At 71.2% G+C, this 15,440-nt stretch carries 11 protein-coding genes and 2 pseudogenes; 5 read left to right on the top strand and 8 right to left on the bottom strand.

The genetic code is table 11. The annotated features are described in order from the left end of the window. Positions 1-79 precede the first annotated feature (79 nt). A complete protein-coding gene (locus AC3A5R_RS11720) occupies positions 80-946 on the top strand; it encodes an SDR family oxidoreductase (protein ID WP_487620936.1) in 867 nt (288 codons plus the stop codon). A gap of 37 nt (positions 947-983) precedes the next feature. Here AC3A5R_RS11720 and AC3A5R_RS11715 read toward each other — a convergent pair whose 3' ends face one another. The 4 genes from AC3A5R_RS11715 to AC3A5R_RS11700 are packed head-to-tail and all read right to left on the bottom strand — an operon-like array spanning position 984 to position 5,470. Continuing rightward, on the bottom strand, positions 984-2,144 hold the full coding sequence (locus AC3A5R_RS11715; RefSeq protein WP_487620935.1) for an acetate/propionate family kinase: 1,161 nt from the start codon (positions 2,142-2,144) through the stop codon (positions 984-986). After that, positions 2,141-4,228: a phosphate acetyltransferase gene (gene pta / locus AC3A5R_RS11710; RefSeq protein ID WP_487620934.1), complete on the bottom strand. Its 2,088-nt coding sequence runs from the start codon at positions 4,226-4,228 to the stop codon at positions 2,141-2,143. The genes AC3A5R_RS11715 and pta overlap by 4 nt, the downstream gene beginning before the upstream one ends. 44 nt (positions 4,229-4,272) lie before the next feature. Further along, the gene (locus AC3A5R_RS11705) at positions 4,273-5,118 is read right to left on the bottom strand and encodes a DUF72 domain-containing protein (protein WP_487620933.1); all 846 of its coding nucleotides are present in this window, start codon (positions 5,116-5,118) and stop codon (positions 4,273-4,275) included. Positions 5,119-5,134: 16 nt separating this feature from the next. After that, the gene (locus tag AC3A5R_RS11700; RefSeq protein WP_487620932.1) at positions 5,135-5,470 is read right to left on the bottom strand and encodes a YnfA family protein; all 336 of its coding nucleotides are present in this window, start codon (positions 5,468-5,470) and stop codon (positions 5,135-5,137) included. Positions 5,471-5,746: 276 nt separating this feature from the next. Here AC3A5R_RS11700 and AC3A5R_RS11695 point away from each other — a divergent pair, with 276 nt between their 5' ends. Both AC3A5R_RS11695 and AC3A5R_RS11690 read left to right on the top strand, forming a co-directional pair. Further along, the gene (locus tag AC3A5R_RS11695) at positions 5,747-6,133 is read left to right on the top strand and encodes a DUF7144 family membrane protein (RefSeq protein ID WP_487620931.1); all 387 of its coding nucleotides are present in this window, start codon (positions 5,747-5,749) and stop codon (positions 6,131-6,133) included. Between the two features lie 622 nt (positions 6,134-6,755). After that, positions 6,756-7,481 (top strand): nucleotidyl transferase family protein, encoded by a 726-nt coding sequence (locus tag AC3A5R_RS11690; protein ID WP_487620930.1) that lies wholly within the window; start codon positions 6,756-6,758, stop codon positions 7,479-7,481. A 993-nt stretch (positions 7,482-8,474) separates the two neighbouring features. Here the strand turns inward: AC3A5R_RS11690 and AC3A5R_RS11685 are convergent. The 4 genes and pseudogenes from AC3A5R_RS11685 to AC3A5R_RS11670 all read right to left on the bottom strand — a co-directional run bounded on the left by AC3A5R_RS11685 (position 8,475) and on the right by AC3A5R_RS11670 (position 12,027). Then, a complete protein-coding gene (locus tag AC3A5R_RS11685; RefSeq protein ID WP_487621193.1) occupies positions 8,475-9,143 on the bottom strand; it encodes an STAS domain-containing protein in 669 nt (222 codons plus the stop codon). 9 nt (positions 9,144-9,152) lie between these two features. Beyond that, a pseudogene (locus AC3A5R_RS11680) lies at positions 9,153-9,383 on the bottom strand (SulP family inorganic anion transporter); the annotation flags it as partial. A gap of 41 nt (positions 9,384-9,424) precedes the next feature. Continuing rightward, a pseudogene (locus AC3A5R_RS11675) lies at positions 9,425-10,111 on the bottom strand (SulP family inorganic anion transporter); the annotation flags it as partial. Positions 10,112-10,152: 41 nt separating this feature from the next. After that, positions 10,153-12,027 (bottom strand): alkyl/aryl-sulfatase, encoded by a 1,875-nt coding sequence (locus tag AC3A5R_RS11670; protein WP_487620929.1) that lies wholly within the window; start codon positions 12,025-12,027, stop codon positions 10,153-10,155. Between the two features lie 522 nt (positions 12,028-12,549). Between AC3A5R_RS11670 and AC3A5R_RS11665 the strand changes: the two genes are divergently transcribed. Further along, positions 12,550-14,346, top strand: coding sequence for a replication initiator (locus tag AC3A5R_RS11665; protein WP_487620928.1), 1,797 nt, complete (start codon positions 12,550-12,552; stop codon positions 14,344-14,346). Continuing rightward, positions 14,343-15,425: a tyrosine-type recombinase/integrase gene (locus tag AC3A5R_RS11660; RefSeq protein ID WP_487620927.1), complete on the top strand. Its 1,083-nt coding sequence runs from the start codon at positions 14,343-14,345 to the stop codon at positions 15,423-15,425. The genes AC3A5R_RS11665 and AC3A5R_RS11660 overlap by 4 nt, the downstream gene beginning before the upstream one ends. Positions 15,426-15,440 lie beyond the last annotated feature (15 nt).

Below are 15,440 nucleotides of genomic sequence, written 5' to 3'. Positions count from 1 at the left end.
GAGCACACCGTATGCTGCCGCGCCGCGCTTGCGGTGGATGACCCGGCCCGGGCTGCGCCCCGCGGAATACGCTCGGAGGATGACCGACGCCGCACCCACCGACCGTCCGACGCTCGCCGTGACCGGGGCCACGGGCTGGCTCGGCGGGCTCGTCGCCCGCGACCTCGCCGGCCGGGGCGTCGCACAGCGCCTTCTCGTCCGCGACGTGTCTCGGGCGCCTGACCTGCCCGGTGCGGTCGCACGTGAGTGCACGTACGCCGACGGCGACGCCGCCCGGGCGGCCCTCGACGGCGTCGACACCCTTTTCATGGTGTCGGCCGCCGAGAACGCGGACCGGCTCGCCGAGCACCGCACCTTCGTCGACGCGGCGGCCGCGGCCGGCGTCGGCCACGTCGTCTACATCTCCTTCTTCGGGGCAGCGCCCGACGCGACCTTCACGCTGGCGCGCGACCACGCCGCCACCGAGGAGCACCTGCGCGCGTCCGGTCTGGAATGGACCTTCCTGCGCGACAACCTCTACCTCGAGTTCGTGCCGCACATGGCCGGCGAGGACGGCGTCATCCGCGGGCCGGCCGGGGAGGGTCGGGCGGCCGTCGTCGCGCACGAGGACATCGCCCGTTCGGCGGTCGCCGTGCTGCTCGACCCCGCTGCGCACGCCGGCGTCACGTACAGCCTCACCGGCCCCGAGGCGCTGACGCTGACGGAGGCGGCCGGCATCTTCAGCGAGGTCACCGGACGGCACGTGACCTTCCACGACGAGACCCTCGAGGAGGCCTACGCCTCGCGTGAGGTGTACGGCGCGCCGCCGTGGCAGGTCGATGCGTGGGTGTCGACGTACACGGCGATCCGGGCCGGCGAGCTCGACGGGGTCACCGGCGACGTGGAGCGGCTCACCGGTCGTCGCCCGGTGTCGCTGCGTGAGTACCTCGAGCGCGAGAAGACCTGACCCACAGGCAGAACCGACGCCCGACGCGCTCCCGGGGTCAGTGGGCCAGGGCGACCAGCTCGGCGGTCTGTCGGGCGATGGCGAGCTCCTCGTTGGTCGGCACGACGGCGACGACCACCGGCGACGCGTCGGGGGAGATGACGCGCGCCTGCTTCGACCGGGCGCCGTTGCGCGCCCGGTCGACCGAGATGCCGAGCCCCTCCAGCCCGTCGGTGACGGCCGCGCGCAGGGCGATGCTGTTCTCACCGATGCCGGCGGTGAAGACGAGGACGTCGACGCCGCCGAGGATCGCGACGTAGGCGCCGACGTAGTGCTTGAGCCGGTGCACGACGACGTCGAAGGCCAGACGGGCGTCGGGGTCACCGGCGGCCAGCCGGTCCTCGAGCTCGCGGAAGTCGTTGACCCCGCTGAGCCCGAGCACACCGGACCCCTTGTTGAGGAGGGTGTCGATGTCCTCGAGCGAGAGCCCGGCCTCGCGGCCGAGGTAGGCGTGCAGGCCGGGGTCGACGTCGCCGGAGCGGGTCCCCATGACGAGTCCCTGCAACGGGGTCAGGCCCATCGAGGTCTCGACCGCCGCGCCACCGCGCACCGCCGAGGCCGAGCAGCCGTTGCCGAGGTGCAGGATCACCTGGCGCAGCTCGTCGACAGGGCGGCCGAGCAGGTCGGCGGCCGCCTGCGAGACCCACTGGTGCGAGGTGCCGTGGAAGCCGTAGCGACGGATCGAGTGCCGCTCCGCGAGCTCCCGCGGCAGGGCGTAGGTCGAGGCCTCCGGCGGGAGGGAGGAGAAGAACGCCGTGTCGAAGACGGCGACGTGCGGTACGGCGAAGCGCTTGCGGGCGGCCTCGATACCCGTCACGGCGGCTGGGTTGTGCAGCGGTGCCAGGGCGCTCAGCTCGCGCACGCGGTCGAGCACGGCGTCGTCGATGACGACGGGCTCGGAGAAGTCGGGGCCCCCGTGCACGACGCGATGACCGACGGCCCGCAGGGCCAAGGCAGCGAGGTCGACCCCGTCCGCGCGCAGGTCCTTCGCCATCCGCTCGAGCGCCCCCGCGTGGTCGGCCACGCCGCTGCCGGACTCGCCGATGCGCTCGACGGTACCGCCGGCCTGCTTCTCACCGGTCTCGGGCACGACGAGCTGGTACTTCAGCGACGACGACCCGGCGTTGAGCACGAGGACGGGTCGGGTGGCGTCGGTCATGCGTGCTCCTGCTGCTGGGCCTGGACGGCCGTGATGGCCACCGTGTTGACGATGTCGTCCACGAGCGCGCCGCGCGAGAGGTCGTTGACCGGCTTGCGGAGGCCCTGCAGGACGGGGCCGATCGCGACGGCGTGGGCGCTGCGCTGGACGGCCTTGTACGTGTTGTTGCCGGTGTTGAGGTCGGGGAAGACGAACACCGTCGCGCGGCCGGCGACGTCCGAACCCGGCAGCTTGGCCCGCCCGACCGCCGGGTCGATCGCGGCGTCGTACTGGATCGGCCCGGCGAGGGCGAGGTCGGGGGCGCGTTCGGTGACGAGATCCGTTGCGGCCCGGACCTTCTCGACGTCGGCGCCGGACCCGCTCGAACCCGTCGAGTACGACAGCATCGCGACCCGCGGCTCGATGCCGAACTGTCGGGCGGTCTGCGCCGACGACACGGCGATGTCGGCGAGCTGCTCGGCGGTCGGGTCGGGGATGACGGCGCAGTCGCCGTAGACGAGGACGCGGTCGGCGAGGCACATGAGGAAGACGCTCGACACGGTCTTGACGCCGTCGCGCGTCTTGACGAACTCGAGGGCCGGGCGGATCGTGTGCGCGGTCGTGTGGACCGCCCCCGACACCATGCCGTCGGCGAGGCCGAGCTGGACCATCATCGTGCCGAAGTACGAGACGTCGGTGACGACCTCGCGGGCCAGCTCGAGGGTCACCCCCTTGTGGGCGCGCAGCCGGGCGTACTCGGCGGCGAAGCGCTCGACGAGGTCGGGGTCGGTGTTCGACACGACGCGCGCCTCGTCGAGGTCGAGCCCGAGCGTCGAGGCCCGGGCGCGGACCGTCGTCTCGTCGCCGAGGAGCGTCAGGTCGGCGACGCCGCGCCGCAGCAGCACGTCGGCGGCCTCGAGGATGCGGTCGTCGCCGCTCTCGGGCAGCACGACGTGGCGACGGTCCGAGCGGGCCTGCTCCATGAGCTGGTACTCGAACATCAGCGGGGTGCGCACGGGCGAGGCCGACACGTCGATGGCGGCGAGCAGCGCGGCCTGGTCGACGCCCTCGGAGAAGAGCCGCCGGGCCACCTCGATCTTGTTGCGCGACGACCGCGTCATGGGCCCGAAGACGCGGGCGGCGCGGCCGGCGGTCGTCATCGTGTCGGCGTCGGTCAGCGCGATCGGCAGGTCCTGCTGGACGCCGGCCGACAGGCGCGCGATCGCCTCGGGGATCTCGTAGCCGCCGGTGAGGATGATGCCGGCCAGGCTCGGGAAGGTGCCGGACTGGTGGGCGAGCACGAGGCCGGGCACGAGGTCGGTGCGGTCGCTGGGGGCGATGACGGTGACGTCGGTGCGCAGCCGCGGCAGGACGTTGGGCAGGCTCATCGCCGCGACGACGAGGCCGAGGCTGTCGCGGTCCATCCACGCCTCGGTGCCGAGGACGAGCCGGGCGCCGGTGGCGGCGGTGAGCTGCCGGAAGCTCGGGGCGCGCAGCAGCGGGTTCTCCGGCAGTGCGGCCGTCACGGCGAACGGCAGGTCGGCGAGGATCGCCCGGACGGCCTCGACGTCGACGGGCTCGACGCGGTTGGCGATGACGGCCACCGGCTCCGCGTGGTTGGCACGCAGCTCGGCGAGGGCGCCGTCGGCGGCGACCCGCACCTGCTCCGGTGAGCGGTCCCGGCCGTGGACGACGAGGACGACGGCCGAGCCGAGGTTGGCCGCGACGCGGGCGTTGAACGACAGCTCGGTGCCCGTTGACACGTCCGTGTAGTCGGAGCCGAGCACCAGCATCACCCGGAAGCGGCTCGCGAGCCGGCCGAAGCGCTCGACGATGAGGTGGAGCGCCTCGTCCGGGTCGTCGTGGGCCTGCGCGTACGTGACGCCGAGCGTCTCCTCGTAGGTCTGGTCGGTGCCCGGCTGGGCCACGAGCATCTCGACGATGTGGTCCACCTCGTCGTCGGGCCCGGTGCCGCCGAGCGTGGTCAGCGGCCGGAAGATCCCGACCGACCCGACCTCGCGCAGCAAGGCGTCGAGGAGCCCGAGGGCCACCGCGGACTTGCCGGTGAGGCCCTCCGGTGAGGCGAGGTAGACGCTGCGGCTCACGCTCCGAACCTAGCGGGTCGCCGGTGCGCGCGAGGACCCGGTGGTCACGCGTCGGGGGCGGGAGGCGTCGGGACGGCGTCGAGGCGCTCGAGCAGGGCGACGGCGTCGAAGGGGGCGCGTCCCTGCGCGTCGTTGTCGAAGTAGACGTACACGTCGTGGCCCTCATCGGCCCACGCGCGGCACTGCCGCGCCCACCGGTCCAGCGAGGCGTCGGAGTAGCCGCCCGAGTACAGCTCGGTCTCGCCGTGGAGGCGCACGTAGCGGAAGTTGCTCGTCGCGTCGCGCATGACGGGGAAGCGTCCGGCGGTGTCGGCGACGACGAGCGCGACACCGTGCCGCGCACACAGCTCGCGGGCCTCGTCGGTGTCGAAGCTCGGGTGACGCGGCTCGAGCGCGTGCCGGACGGGGCGGTCGGCGTCGGTGGCCCTCAGCGCGTCGTCGGTGGCCACCTTGTCGTCGTGGCGTGCTGCGAGGTCGGCCAGCCGACGCGTCGAGCGGGGGAGCAGCCCGAGGAAGGTGTCGACGCGCTCGGCGTCGAAGGTGAGGCGCTCGGGCAGCTGCCAGAGGAACGGCCCGAGCTGGTCGCCGAGCGCGAGGACACCGGAGGCGAAGAAGTTCGCGAGCGGCGTCTCGACGTCGCGCAGGGCCTTGAGGTGGGTGATGAACCGGCCGCCCTTGACGGCGAGGTCGACCGACGCCGGTACCGCCTCGCGCCAGCGACGGTACGACGTCGGCCGCTGCAGCGAGTAGAAGGAGCCGTTGAGCTCGATGGAGGTCATCCGCTCGGCCGCGTAGGTCAGCTCGAGACGCTGCGGCAGACCCTTGGGGTAGAAGTCGCCGCGCCAGGACGGGTAGCGCCAACCGGACACACCGACGTGGAAGCGACCCATCCGGCCACCGTACGCGTCAGGCGCCCCGGGGCGCGTACATGATGAGGGCGACGCCGACGAGGCACACCACCGCGCCCGCGACGTCCCAGCGGTCCGGGCGGAACCCGTCGACGACGACGCCCCAGAGCAGCGACCCTGCCACGAACACCCCGCCGTACGCGGCGAGGATCCGCCCGAAGTGGGCGTCCGGCTGCAGGGTCGCGACGAAGCCGTAGAGCCCGAGCGCCACGACGCCGGCGCCGATCCAGGCCCAGCCACGGTGCTCGCGGACCCCCTGCCAGATCAGCCACGCGCCGCCGATCTCGGCGAGGGCGGCGAGGGCGAACAGCAGCAGCGATCGGGCGACGGTCATGGGCCGATCCTGCCCGAGCCGCGGGCCCTGTCGGGGTCGAGGTGCGGACGGCACCCCTCGAGGCCGGTGCGGCGAGGACTCCGTTCGCTGCCGCCATCGTGGAATGACGCGACATTTCTGGCTTGTCGCCTACCGCGGAAAGAATGATTACGGGTCTCATTGTGCGCCTGTGGAATCCGATGTTTTACCGTCGGACGAGCTTGCGGCAGAGGTAGTCTCGAACGGGTCGTGGCGGGTTCCGACCGGGTCGCGCCGCACGGACGAAGAGGGATGAACATGTCCGACGTGAGTCCTCGGGGTACGGGTGGGGCCGCGTTCGCCGCGACCTTGATGATCATCGGTGGCGGGTTCGGGATCCTGCAGGGACTCGCCCTGCTGGCCAAGCCCGACTACTACGTCCAACCCAAGGGCTACTTCATCAACACCAGCGCATCGACGTGGGGCTGGATCCTGCTCGTCGTCGGGATCGTCGTCGTGGCAGCCGGGTTCGGCGTGCTTTCGGGTGCTTTCTGGGCCCGATGGCTGGGCATCATCTTCGTCAGCCTCCAGGCCTTCGGGAACTTCCTCTTCATTCCGGTACAGCCGTACTGGTCCTCGATCCTCGTCCTCGTCGACCTCTGGATCATCCACTCGCTGTTCGTCCACCGCCGCATCCGTGACTGACTCGAATGCTCGGACTGAGTTGGACTGACTCGCGCGCGTCGCCGTCAGCCGCCCACAGCGACGGCTGGGCCCCCCTCGTCCAGGCGCGTGAGTCCAGGCCAATGCCCGGCCAGACGGCTGTCGAGCGGCCGCGCGTCGCCCACGCTGCTTCGCGCCTGAACGCTGCACGAACACCGCGGCGTCCCTCCGGCGATCTGTGCACCTACACGCCTGCCGGGTGTCACCATGGATGTGGGCGCCACGTCTCCCACAACGTCGGTGCACCGTAACCCCCGGGCGGGGGCTCCCGGGGGAAGCCGCCGAGCAGGCCATGCGCGGAGGGGGGCTCCCAGATGGCCTGAGCCTGCTCGGCGGCCCAGCCTGGCTCAGGTGCCCCCACTCACCAGCGGGCCGATGTCACGGGTGACCGATGGCTCCGTCCACGGCTCGGTCAGCGCCGAGGACCTTCGAAGAGCGCCGGGGTCTCACCGTGGCCCGCCGGCCGCACTCCCGTTCCGGACGTGGGTGGGTCCGTCGCTGATCGACCTTTCGGTGCAGGGCTCAACAGGGAGCGAGAATCCCGCCGATCCAGTACGCCCTGTTTCGACCGCATCCGCGACGGTGAGCGGTCACACTTCCGTTGGTGACGACGCTCAAACGTATCGGGCGGCTCCGGGCGGTGCTCGCGGCGTACTCGTTCAACCCGTACCTGCACGGCCGGGCCGCCGAACTGGCTGGTGGCGCGCTGCTCGCCGACGGCCTCGGCGGCCGGCGCAGCCCACTGGATGGACGCAAGAGCCGCAGCGGCATCCTCGGTGGCGTCCTGATCGTCGTCGTCGGCCTGCTCGCCGCGTGGTCCATCGCGTCTCACATGGCCCCCATCGAGGCCTACCCCGACGGGAAGACGGTGCCCGGCACCGTGGTCGCGGTCCACTACAGCCAAACCGCCTCCAGGTGCGGGTCGACGCGCACGGTGTGCACCGTGTGCTCCGTCGAGGCCAAGTTCACCTCCGAGGGCTTGACCACCACGACGATCGCCGGCGTACGCAGCCCTGACCAGTGCAGCATGAAGGGCCAGCCGGTCGAGGTGTCCGTTCGTGGGAGTGACCTCGGATCGGCCCGCGTCCTGCTCCCCTCCGACCAAACGCTGTTCCGCTTGGGCCAGTACTTCGCATGGCTCTGGGTCGCCCTCGGCGCCTGGGTGCTGTGGGACCGGCTCACCGCAATCGTCGTCGGCACCGTCCTGCTCCGGCAGGGCCGACGCGTGGTCGCCACGCACCCGGCAGTTCCCGTGGACGAGCTGATGACGGACCTGCAGAACGCCTGGGGCAGGGGAGCAGCCCGGACCCCCGCGTACGAAGCCCCGTAAGCCCATCCGGGAAGCCTGCGGGCGTCGGTACCCGGGTGGAGGCGGATGGCCAAGAGAAGACCCCGCCCCCTCCTGCGTGTTCCGCAGGTGGGAGGGGATTCCGTCGGGCGGAGCTGAGGGGACCCCGCCGTCCTCGCTGTGCTGCGGCGGCTCCTCGAATCACGGGGTCCCAGAAACGGCAGAGAGACCGGACGAAAAGCGTGTCCGGTCTCTCTGCCGTTGGTGGAGCTGAGGGGATTCGAACCCCTGACCTTCTCATTGCGAACAGGTGCGGGGCCGTTGTGGTGCTCGTCCTGGTGCGGTGCATGCGTTTCCTCGGCGCCCTTGGCGGGTGGGCGTTTTGGGGTGCGGGGGACACCGGGGGGACACGACTCAGCCCCGCGTGTTGGCGCATCGACCGGAACGGACAGGGCTGGGTGGTGCCGCGCAGAAAGCGCTTCGAGGACCCAGCGACGCGGGTCGTCGACACCGCCGGCCGCTCGAGGTGGGCAGTGGTCCTCCCTGACACTGCGTCCGAGCGGCGACGGCTGGGGCCTCCCTCGTCCGGGCGCTTGAGTCCGGGCCGCGGATGGTCGAGCATGCCATCGAGCCGACTGCCAATAGGCCGCGCGCCCCCATGTCCCGTGGAAGCGCGGGGTGCGGTGGGGTGCGCGTAGGCGCGCCAGCGCCGGAGCGCGGGGTCCCCATCGCGGGGTCCCGCGCTTCTTCGCGCCGCAGGCGCGTTTAAGCCAGTACAGATAGTCCTCACGACACGCCTGACCCGTCCACCGACCAGCGGCATGACCGAGCGAGTTTGGCCATGCTGCACACAGGGACCTCGCAGGCCCTGATTGCCGTCTTCGCCAGCCTGCGACACACGCCCTGCAACGCGTCGGCGTAGGTGCCGAGCCGTCGACGGGAACTCGGCCGGCTGAGACATCGTCCTCCACGGTGAGAGGGCTATCCGGCTAGCCGAGACGTCTGCCGTATGCCCGTCGTGTCGAGGACGCGCTCTCAGTTGTCCGCTGCCTCCGTCCCCTTCACCCGGCGACGCTCGGCGGTCGAGTAGGCGACGGCGAGAGACTCCATCAGCTCCGGCGTCTCCGGAAGGACGGCGTCCGCCCCGAGGACCTCAAGGACGTGCGAGCGTTCGAGAGCGTGTTGAAGCGACGGTGAGACGCCACAGAGGACGAGGCCGATATCGCGGGCTCGGAGACGTTGCGCGGCCAGCTCGAAAGCCTTGAGGAAGGTGGCGGACGGGATCTCTCCGGAGCCACGCAGCGAGAGGACAACCGCGGCGTCGACCGTCTCCCGCGGGTCGGGCCACTCGTCCTCGAGCCGGTTGACCTCGGCGAAGAAGCTGGGGCCGTCGTAGTGCAGGACGGTCGTGGCATGACTGGGTAGCGCTGATGGCGGGTCGCCGACCGTCCATCCGCCGTCGCCCACGGGTGTCAGCTGCAGGATGCGGCCGCGCTGGGACGCCGAGACGGCGAAGAGGACGATCGACAGTCCTGCGCCGATGAAGATGGCCTGCTGGAGCGGCAGCTGGGTGGTCGCGAGGAAGGTGACTGCCATCGCCGTCGTCGAGAGCCAGGAGGTGCGCAGCACGAGCGTCAGGTCGGGGAGGCGGCCGGCGACGAGCTCGCCGCCGATGACGATGAGCAGGCCTCCGATGACGGCCATCGGGATGTGCCCTGCGACGGGCCCCACCGCGAGGACGATGAGCGCGAGCCAGGCGCCGGCGAAGATGCCTGACCACCGGGTCCGCGCCCCGGCGCTGGTGGCGACGCCGGTGCGGGAGAGCGACCCGCCGGTCGGCAGCGCGGAGAAGAGGCCGCCGGCGATGTTGGCCAGGCCCTGGGCGCGGAAGTCGATGGACGCGTCCGGGCGGGACCCGTCGGGGTTGGCGACGGCGGCCCCGATGCCGGCGGCCTGGGCGAGCGCGACCAGGGGGCGATCGCGATTGCTCCGAAGACCAGCCCGGGGACGGAGCCGAGGTCGGGCACCGAGAAGGGCGGCAGCGACCGGGGGACGCTCGCGATGTCCGAGACGAGCTCGACGTCCGTGTGCAGGGCGGCGCAGGCGACGCTGACGACGAAGAGCGCGACGAGGGTCGCATAGGAGCGCAGCCGCCGGATCGAGCGGACGGCCGCCCAGACAGCCACGGTCGCCGCGGAGACCAGCACTGTGGTGCCGTCCCAGTCGTCGATGTGCGTCAGCGCGTCGACGAGCTTGGCGATGGTGTTGTGCGAGGTGGGGGTGTAGGCGGTCGCGTCCTTGATGACTCCGGTGATGATCTGCAGCGCGATGCCGGTGGTGAATCCTGTCATCACGGCGGTGGACACGAACGACATGACGGAGCCGAGTCCGAGCAGGCCCATGACCAGCATGACAATGCCGACCAGGATCGTCAGCGTCGCCAGTGCGCCGGCGTCGCCGGGGTCGAGCCCAGCGTCCGACAGCACGCTGCGCGAGGACAGCGCGATGGCGCTGGTCAGCGTCGTCACCATCAGCGCGGTGCGGGCGAAGACGGATCCGACCATCGTCGGCACGACCCCTGACCACAGGCCGAGTGGCGCCGCGAAACCGCCGATGCTGGCGTAGGCCATGCCCTCGGGGATCGAGAACAGCCCGGTCACGAAGCCCGACACGGCGTCCTGGCGCGACGGGCGGCCCAGCTTGGGGAGCAGGGTCACGGAGTCACGATCGCGAAGTTGGGGTCGCCCGGCTCCAGAACCGCGAGGAGTCGACCGATGACCGTTTCGTCACCGGTTACCTCGATACCCGTCTGCGCGAGCGTCCCCGTTGCCAGCGCCGGGAGCGCACGCCGTGTGGTCGTGACGGTCGCGTCGGCCTCGCCGCTCTGGGGTCGGTCGCTGTAGGTGAGGACGCCGTTGCCGAGGCGCACACGGTAGCGTTCGCCGGAGTCGGTGAGCACCACGTCGATCGAGAGTCGCTCGTCCCAGGCGCCCGGGCCGTTGACCTGGATGGCCAGTGCGTCGAAGAGCATCGCGGGAGTCAGCTCGGCGAGCAGGTCGGTTGCGGCGGTCGTGGTGGGGGTGCCGAACTGCCCGTCGCGCAGCTCGGTGGCGCCGGAGAGGTAGAAGTCGCGCCAGGTGCCGTTCTCGGCCCCGTAGCCGAGCTGCTCGTAGGTGTCGGCCAGCACGTCTCGGGCCCGTTCGTGGTCCGGCTGGGCGAAGACGGCGTGGTTGGCGATCTCCGCGGCCCAGCGGTAGTCGCCGGCGTCGAAGGCCGCGCGCGCCTGAGTCACGATCGCGTCGATGCCGCCCGCGAGCTCGACGTATCGCGTTGCCCGCTCGACCGGGGTGTGCTCCCAGAGGTGGGCGGGGTTGCCGTCGAACCAGCCGAGGTAGCGCTGGTAGACCGCCTTGACGTTGTGGCTGACGGAGCCGTAGTAGCCACGAGCCGACCAGGCGTTCTCGAGGGCCGGCGGCAGCTCGATGCTCTCGGCGATCTCGGGGCCGGTGAGGCCCTGGTTGAGCATGCGCAGGGTCTGGTCGTGCAAGTACGCGTAGAGGTCGCGCTGAAGGCCGAGGAACTCGACGGCACGCTCCTGCCCCCAGGTCGGCCAGTGGTGGGAGGCGAAGACGACCTCCAAGTCGGCACCGAACAGGTCGATGGTCTCTGTGAGGTACTTCGACCAACCGTGCGGGTCCCGCACAACGGCACCCCGCAGCGTGAGCAGGTTGTGCAGGTTGTGGGTGGCGTCCTCGGCAGCGCACAGGGCCTTAAGGTCGGGAAAATAGAGGAGCATCTCCGAAGGTGCCTCGGTGTCGGGCGCCATCTGGAAGACGATCCGGACACCGTCGACGACCTCCTCCTCGCCGGTCTTGGTGATCTCGACCGTGGGCGCGATGAGCGAGACAGACCCGGTCGACGTCGTCTGGCCCAGGCCGGCGCCGACGCCACCCTGCGGGCCCCGGGCCAGCGCCGCGCCGTACATGTACCCGGCGCGTCGACCCATCGCCGTCCCGGCGTAGACGTTCTCGCTGATGGCATGCCCGACAAAGCCCTCCGGCGCCAGGACCGGCACCCGGCCGGCGTCCACGTCGGCTTGTGTGGTCACCCCCTTCACCCCGCCGAAGTGGTCGATGTGCGAGTGGGTGTAGATGACGCCCGTCACCGGCCGATCGCCCCGATGCGTGCGGTAGAGCGCCAACGCGGCGGAGGCGGTCTCCACGGAGATCAGGGGGTCCACGACGACGACCCCGGTGTCGCCCTCGATGAAGGTGATGTTCGACAGATCCATCCCGCGCACCTGGTAGATGCCCGGCACGACCTCGAACAGTCCGCTGGTCGCGACGAGTTGCGACTGCCTCCAGAGGCTGGGGTTGACCGTGTCAGGGCAGTCCCCCCGGAGGAAGTCGTAGGTCGAGGGGTCCCATACGACTCGGCCCTCGTCGCCGCGCACTGTGCCGTCCAGCGGGGCGATGAGCCCGCGCCTCGCGTCGTCGAAGTCCTGGGTGTCGTGGAACGGTAGACGATCGCGGATCTCGTCCTGCTGGTGGACGATCGTGGATTCGGCCGGTTTCGGGGAGCTGGTCATGGTCCTACCCCTCCACATCCCGCCCAGAACCACATCACCCGGGCGGTGTGATGCGTGGCTTGAGGCGCCCCGCGGGGTCCTTTTGCCCGCACCCTTTGCGAGCATGCCGTCCCGGACCGACGTCCGCTCATCGGCGTGTGGGTGAAACTTCGACCGCGCGACACGCGGCGTGTTTCTTCGTCGCCCGGCACCCCGGGCGGGGATGGTGGTGAGTGCGGACACACCCACACAAAAGACCTGAACTGACAAAACTGCGGGCTTGATGCCCTGGGGGTCGGCTCCCCACCCGGCCAGAGGCCATCCACACGAATAGCCGCCACACACACAGACACGAACTTCTCGTCCGCCACCTCTTCTTCGTCATCACCTGACGTGGCCTGGCGTGTGCGCGGCTCCCCGCAGCGCCGGCATCTTCTCAACTCGTTTCTGGGCCGCCCTTTCGGACCGGGTGTGCCGTGCAGCGGGAGCCGCAGTACCTGCACGGCACACCCACCCGGACCGCTAGGGAAGGGGGTGGCCGCCATGACCCGGGAAACACGAGACCGCGTCTGGGACGCCGTCCCCCTCCGCGCCGCCGACGACACTCCGGGTCAGGCGGGTGACGAGCCCGTCGGGGAGGGTCATCCGCTGGACCTGGGCCACCTCGACGCCGCCACCGAGGCGCAGGTCATCGCCCGGCTGACCTCGCGCAACTTCAACGCCTGGTCCGAGGCCGCCTCCCGGGTCGGTCACTGCGCCAGACCGATTCGGCTGCACGGCTCCTCACAGACCGTCGACACGTCCACCGGTGAGGTGCTCTCGAGCTTCTCCTCGGCCGACAGCCCGCTCGGGGTCCTGCACGTCCGCTGCGGCAACCGCCGCGCCGCCGACTGCCCGTCCTGTTCCCGCGTCTACGCGGCCGACACGTTCCACCTGATCCGGGCCGGCGTCGTCGGGGGCAAGGGCGTCCCCGACACGGTGTCGGAGAACCCACTCGTGTTCGCGACCCTCACCGCGCCGTCCTTCGGCCCGGTGCACGGCACCCGCGACGGGCGCCGCTGCCGCCCCTACCGAGGCAAGGACCAAGCAGACCGCTGTGCGCACGACCGGCCGACGGTCTGCCACGCCCGGCATGGCGACAAGGACGTGCTGCTCGGGCAGCCGCTGTGCCGGGACTGCTACGACTACGAGAGCCACCTCGTGTGGCAGTGGTGGGCGCCCGAGCTGTGGCGCCGGTTCACCATCGACCTGCGCCGGTCCCTGGCCCGTCACGTCGGCGTCCCGGAGGCGCGGCTGTCGCAGCTGGTGACGGTGCAGTACGCGAAGGTCGCCGAGTACCAGCAGCGCGGCATCGTCCACTTCCACGCCCTCCTCCGCCTCGACGGACCAAAGACAAGGGACGGGTTCGCCGCGGCTCCCGCTGGCATGACTGCCGCCCTGCTCGCACGCCTCGTCGAGGAAGCGGCCGCTGGCGTCACCTTCGACGCCCCACCCCTGCACAAGGATGACGAGGCGCGCCGGCTCCGGTTCGGCACCCAGCTCGACGCCCGACCCATCGCCACGGCCCGCCGCACCGACGACCCCGACCGGGCGCTGGCCCCGGAGCAGGTCGCCGGCTACCTCGCGAAGTACGCGACCAAGTCGGCCACCGACTCCACGGCTACCGACAGCCCCCACGCGCGACGGCTGCGGGCCACCATCGAAGCCGTCGCCGACCGGATCCGGGCCGACGCGCGACTCGATGGGATCCCGCTGCGGGATCACCCGTATGGCCTGCTGTTCAAGTGGCGGCACATGCTCGGCTTCCGCGGACACTTCTCAACCAAGTCCCGCCGCTACTCGACCACGCTCGGGCAGCTGCGCCGGCGCCGGGTCCGCTACGAACGCGCCCTGGCCGCCGCGCGGCGCGAGGGTCGCACCCTCGACGTCCGCACCCTCGACGACCTCCTCCAGGACGACACCGAGGAGACCACCCTCGTAGTCGGCCACTGGACCTACGCCGGGACCGGCTGGGACACCGACGGCGACACCGAGCTCGCCAAGGCCGCTGCGGCTCGGCACGTGAGTACGCCCAGGAACGAGCAGCGAGCAAGCACCAGAACGACTGACAGAGAGAGGAGTTCGGACATGGAAGCAGACCAGTCAAAGCAGGAGAAGGCCCCGCCCCTCCCGGTGTTGCTGACCTCACGCGAGGTCGCCGTCGCGCTGCAGGTCTCGCCGGCAACCTTGTGCCGGTGGCGGCAGACGGGACACGGTCCACGGGTCGTGTGGCTGTCGCCGTACGCCCCGCGGTACCGGCCGGAGGACGTGACCAAGTGGCTGGAACGGATGGCGGCATGAGCATCAGCAAGATGCCCAACGGCCGCTTCCGGGCTCGGCTCAAGAGCGGCCGGGTCGGCGTCGCCAGCAAGGTCTTCGACACCCGACGCGAGGCCAAGGCGTGGCTCGACCGGGAACGAGCCGCACTGGCCGGCGGCGTCGACCCCCGCGCCGGACGGGAGCGGGTCCGGCCCCTCGTCCAGCGCTGGCTCGAGGTCCGGCGAGTCACCGTGGCCGCGAAAACCTACCGCGCGGACCAAGACCTGCCGCGGCTCATGCCGACGAGCATGTTGGCCCTCCAGGTGTCGGCGGTTTCTGGCCGTGAAGTCGCCCGCTCCTTCGAGGCGCTGCTGGCTGCCGGTCTCGAAGAGGGGTCGGTCGTGCGGTACCGCGCCAGCCTTTCGTCCTTCTTCAGCTGGTGCGTGCGCGAGAAGCTCATCCTGGCCAACCCGGTCACCGGCGTACGGGTGCCGCGTCAGTCCGACGAGGCCGACGAGATGGACCCCTTCAGCGAGGCCGAGCTCGAGGAGGTCTACGCGCTGTGGCACGCGGCCGCGCCACGCCTCGCCGACATCCTCCTCGTCCTCGCCTGGACGGGTCTGCGCTGGGCGGAGGCTCGTTCGCTGCGGGTGGCTGACGTCGTCGAGGTCCCGACGCCGGGGCTGCTGGTCCGTCGGTCGCAACCCGAGGGCGGCGCGGTCAAGTCGACCAAGGGCCGGTCGTCCCGGCGCGTCCCGCTCGCCAACCGGGTGCTGCCGATCGTCCTGGGTCTGTGCGCCGGCAAGGCTCCCGGCGACCTGGTCCTGACGACCGAGCGTGGGGCGCAGCTGCACCGGTCGGCGGTCCTCCGCACCCTGCATTGGGTGACGACCGGTCGGGGGCGCCGGATCCACGACCTGCGCCACACCGCCGCGTGCCTCTGGCTGGCCCGTGGCGTCGACCCCGGGACCGTCCAGGCGTGGATGGGACACGAGTCCATCGGCACCACGAACCGCTACCTGCACCACCTCGGAACCGGCGCCGATCTGGCCGGTCTGGCGAGGCTCAATGTGACCCCGGGGGACACCGGGGGGACACATCGGCAGGAGACGGGCGGATGACAAAGAGAGAACCCC

The sequence above is a fragment of the Intrasporangium sp. Soil_C_50 genome, from assembly GCF_057656595.1.
Note: the sequence above shows the minus strand (reverse complement) of the source record. Positions and strands in the feature narration are given on the sequence as shown.

Bases quoted from the DNA above. Each gene is read 5' to 3' on its own strand.
- AC3A5R_RS11660 (WP_487620927.1), top strand. From the start codon at position 14,343: ATGAGCATCAGCAAGATGCCCAACGGCCGCTTCCGGGCTCGGCTCAAG.
- AC3A5R_RS11715 (WP_487620935.1), bottom strand. From the start codon at position 2,144: ATGACCGACGCCACCCGACCCGTCCTCGTGCTCAACGCCGGGTCGTCG.
- AC3A5R_RS11720 (WP_487620936.1), top strand. From the start codon at position 80: ATGACCGACGCCGCACCCACCGACCGTCCGACGCTCGCCGTGACCGGG.
- AC3A5R_RS11665 (WP_487620928.1), top strand. From the start codon at position 12,550: ATGACCCGGGAAACACGAGACCGCGTCTGGGACGCCGTCCCCCTCCGC.
- AC3A5R_RS11685 (WP_487621193.1), bottom strand. From the start codon at position 9,143: ATGGCCGTCATCGGAGGCCTGCTCATCGTCATCGGCGGCGAGCTCGTC.
- AC3A5R_RS11700 (WP_487620932.1), bottom strand. From the start codon at position 5,470: ATGACCGTCGCCCGATCGCTGCTGCTGTTCGCCCTCGCCGCCCTCGCC.
- AC3A5R_RS11705 (WP_487620933.1), bottom strand. From the start codon at position 5,118: ATGGGTCGCTTCCACGTCGGTGTGTCCGGTTGGCGCTACCCGTCCTGG.
- AC3A5R_RS11670 (WP_487620929.1), bottom strand. From the start codon at position 12,027: ATGACCAGCTCCCCGAAACCGGCCGAATCCACGATCGTCCACCAGCAG.
- AC3A5R_RS11695 (WP_487620931.1), top strand. From the start codon at position 5,747: ATGTCCGACGTGAGTCCTCGGGGTACGGGTGGGGCCGCGTTCGCCGCG.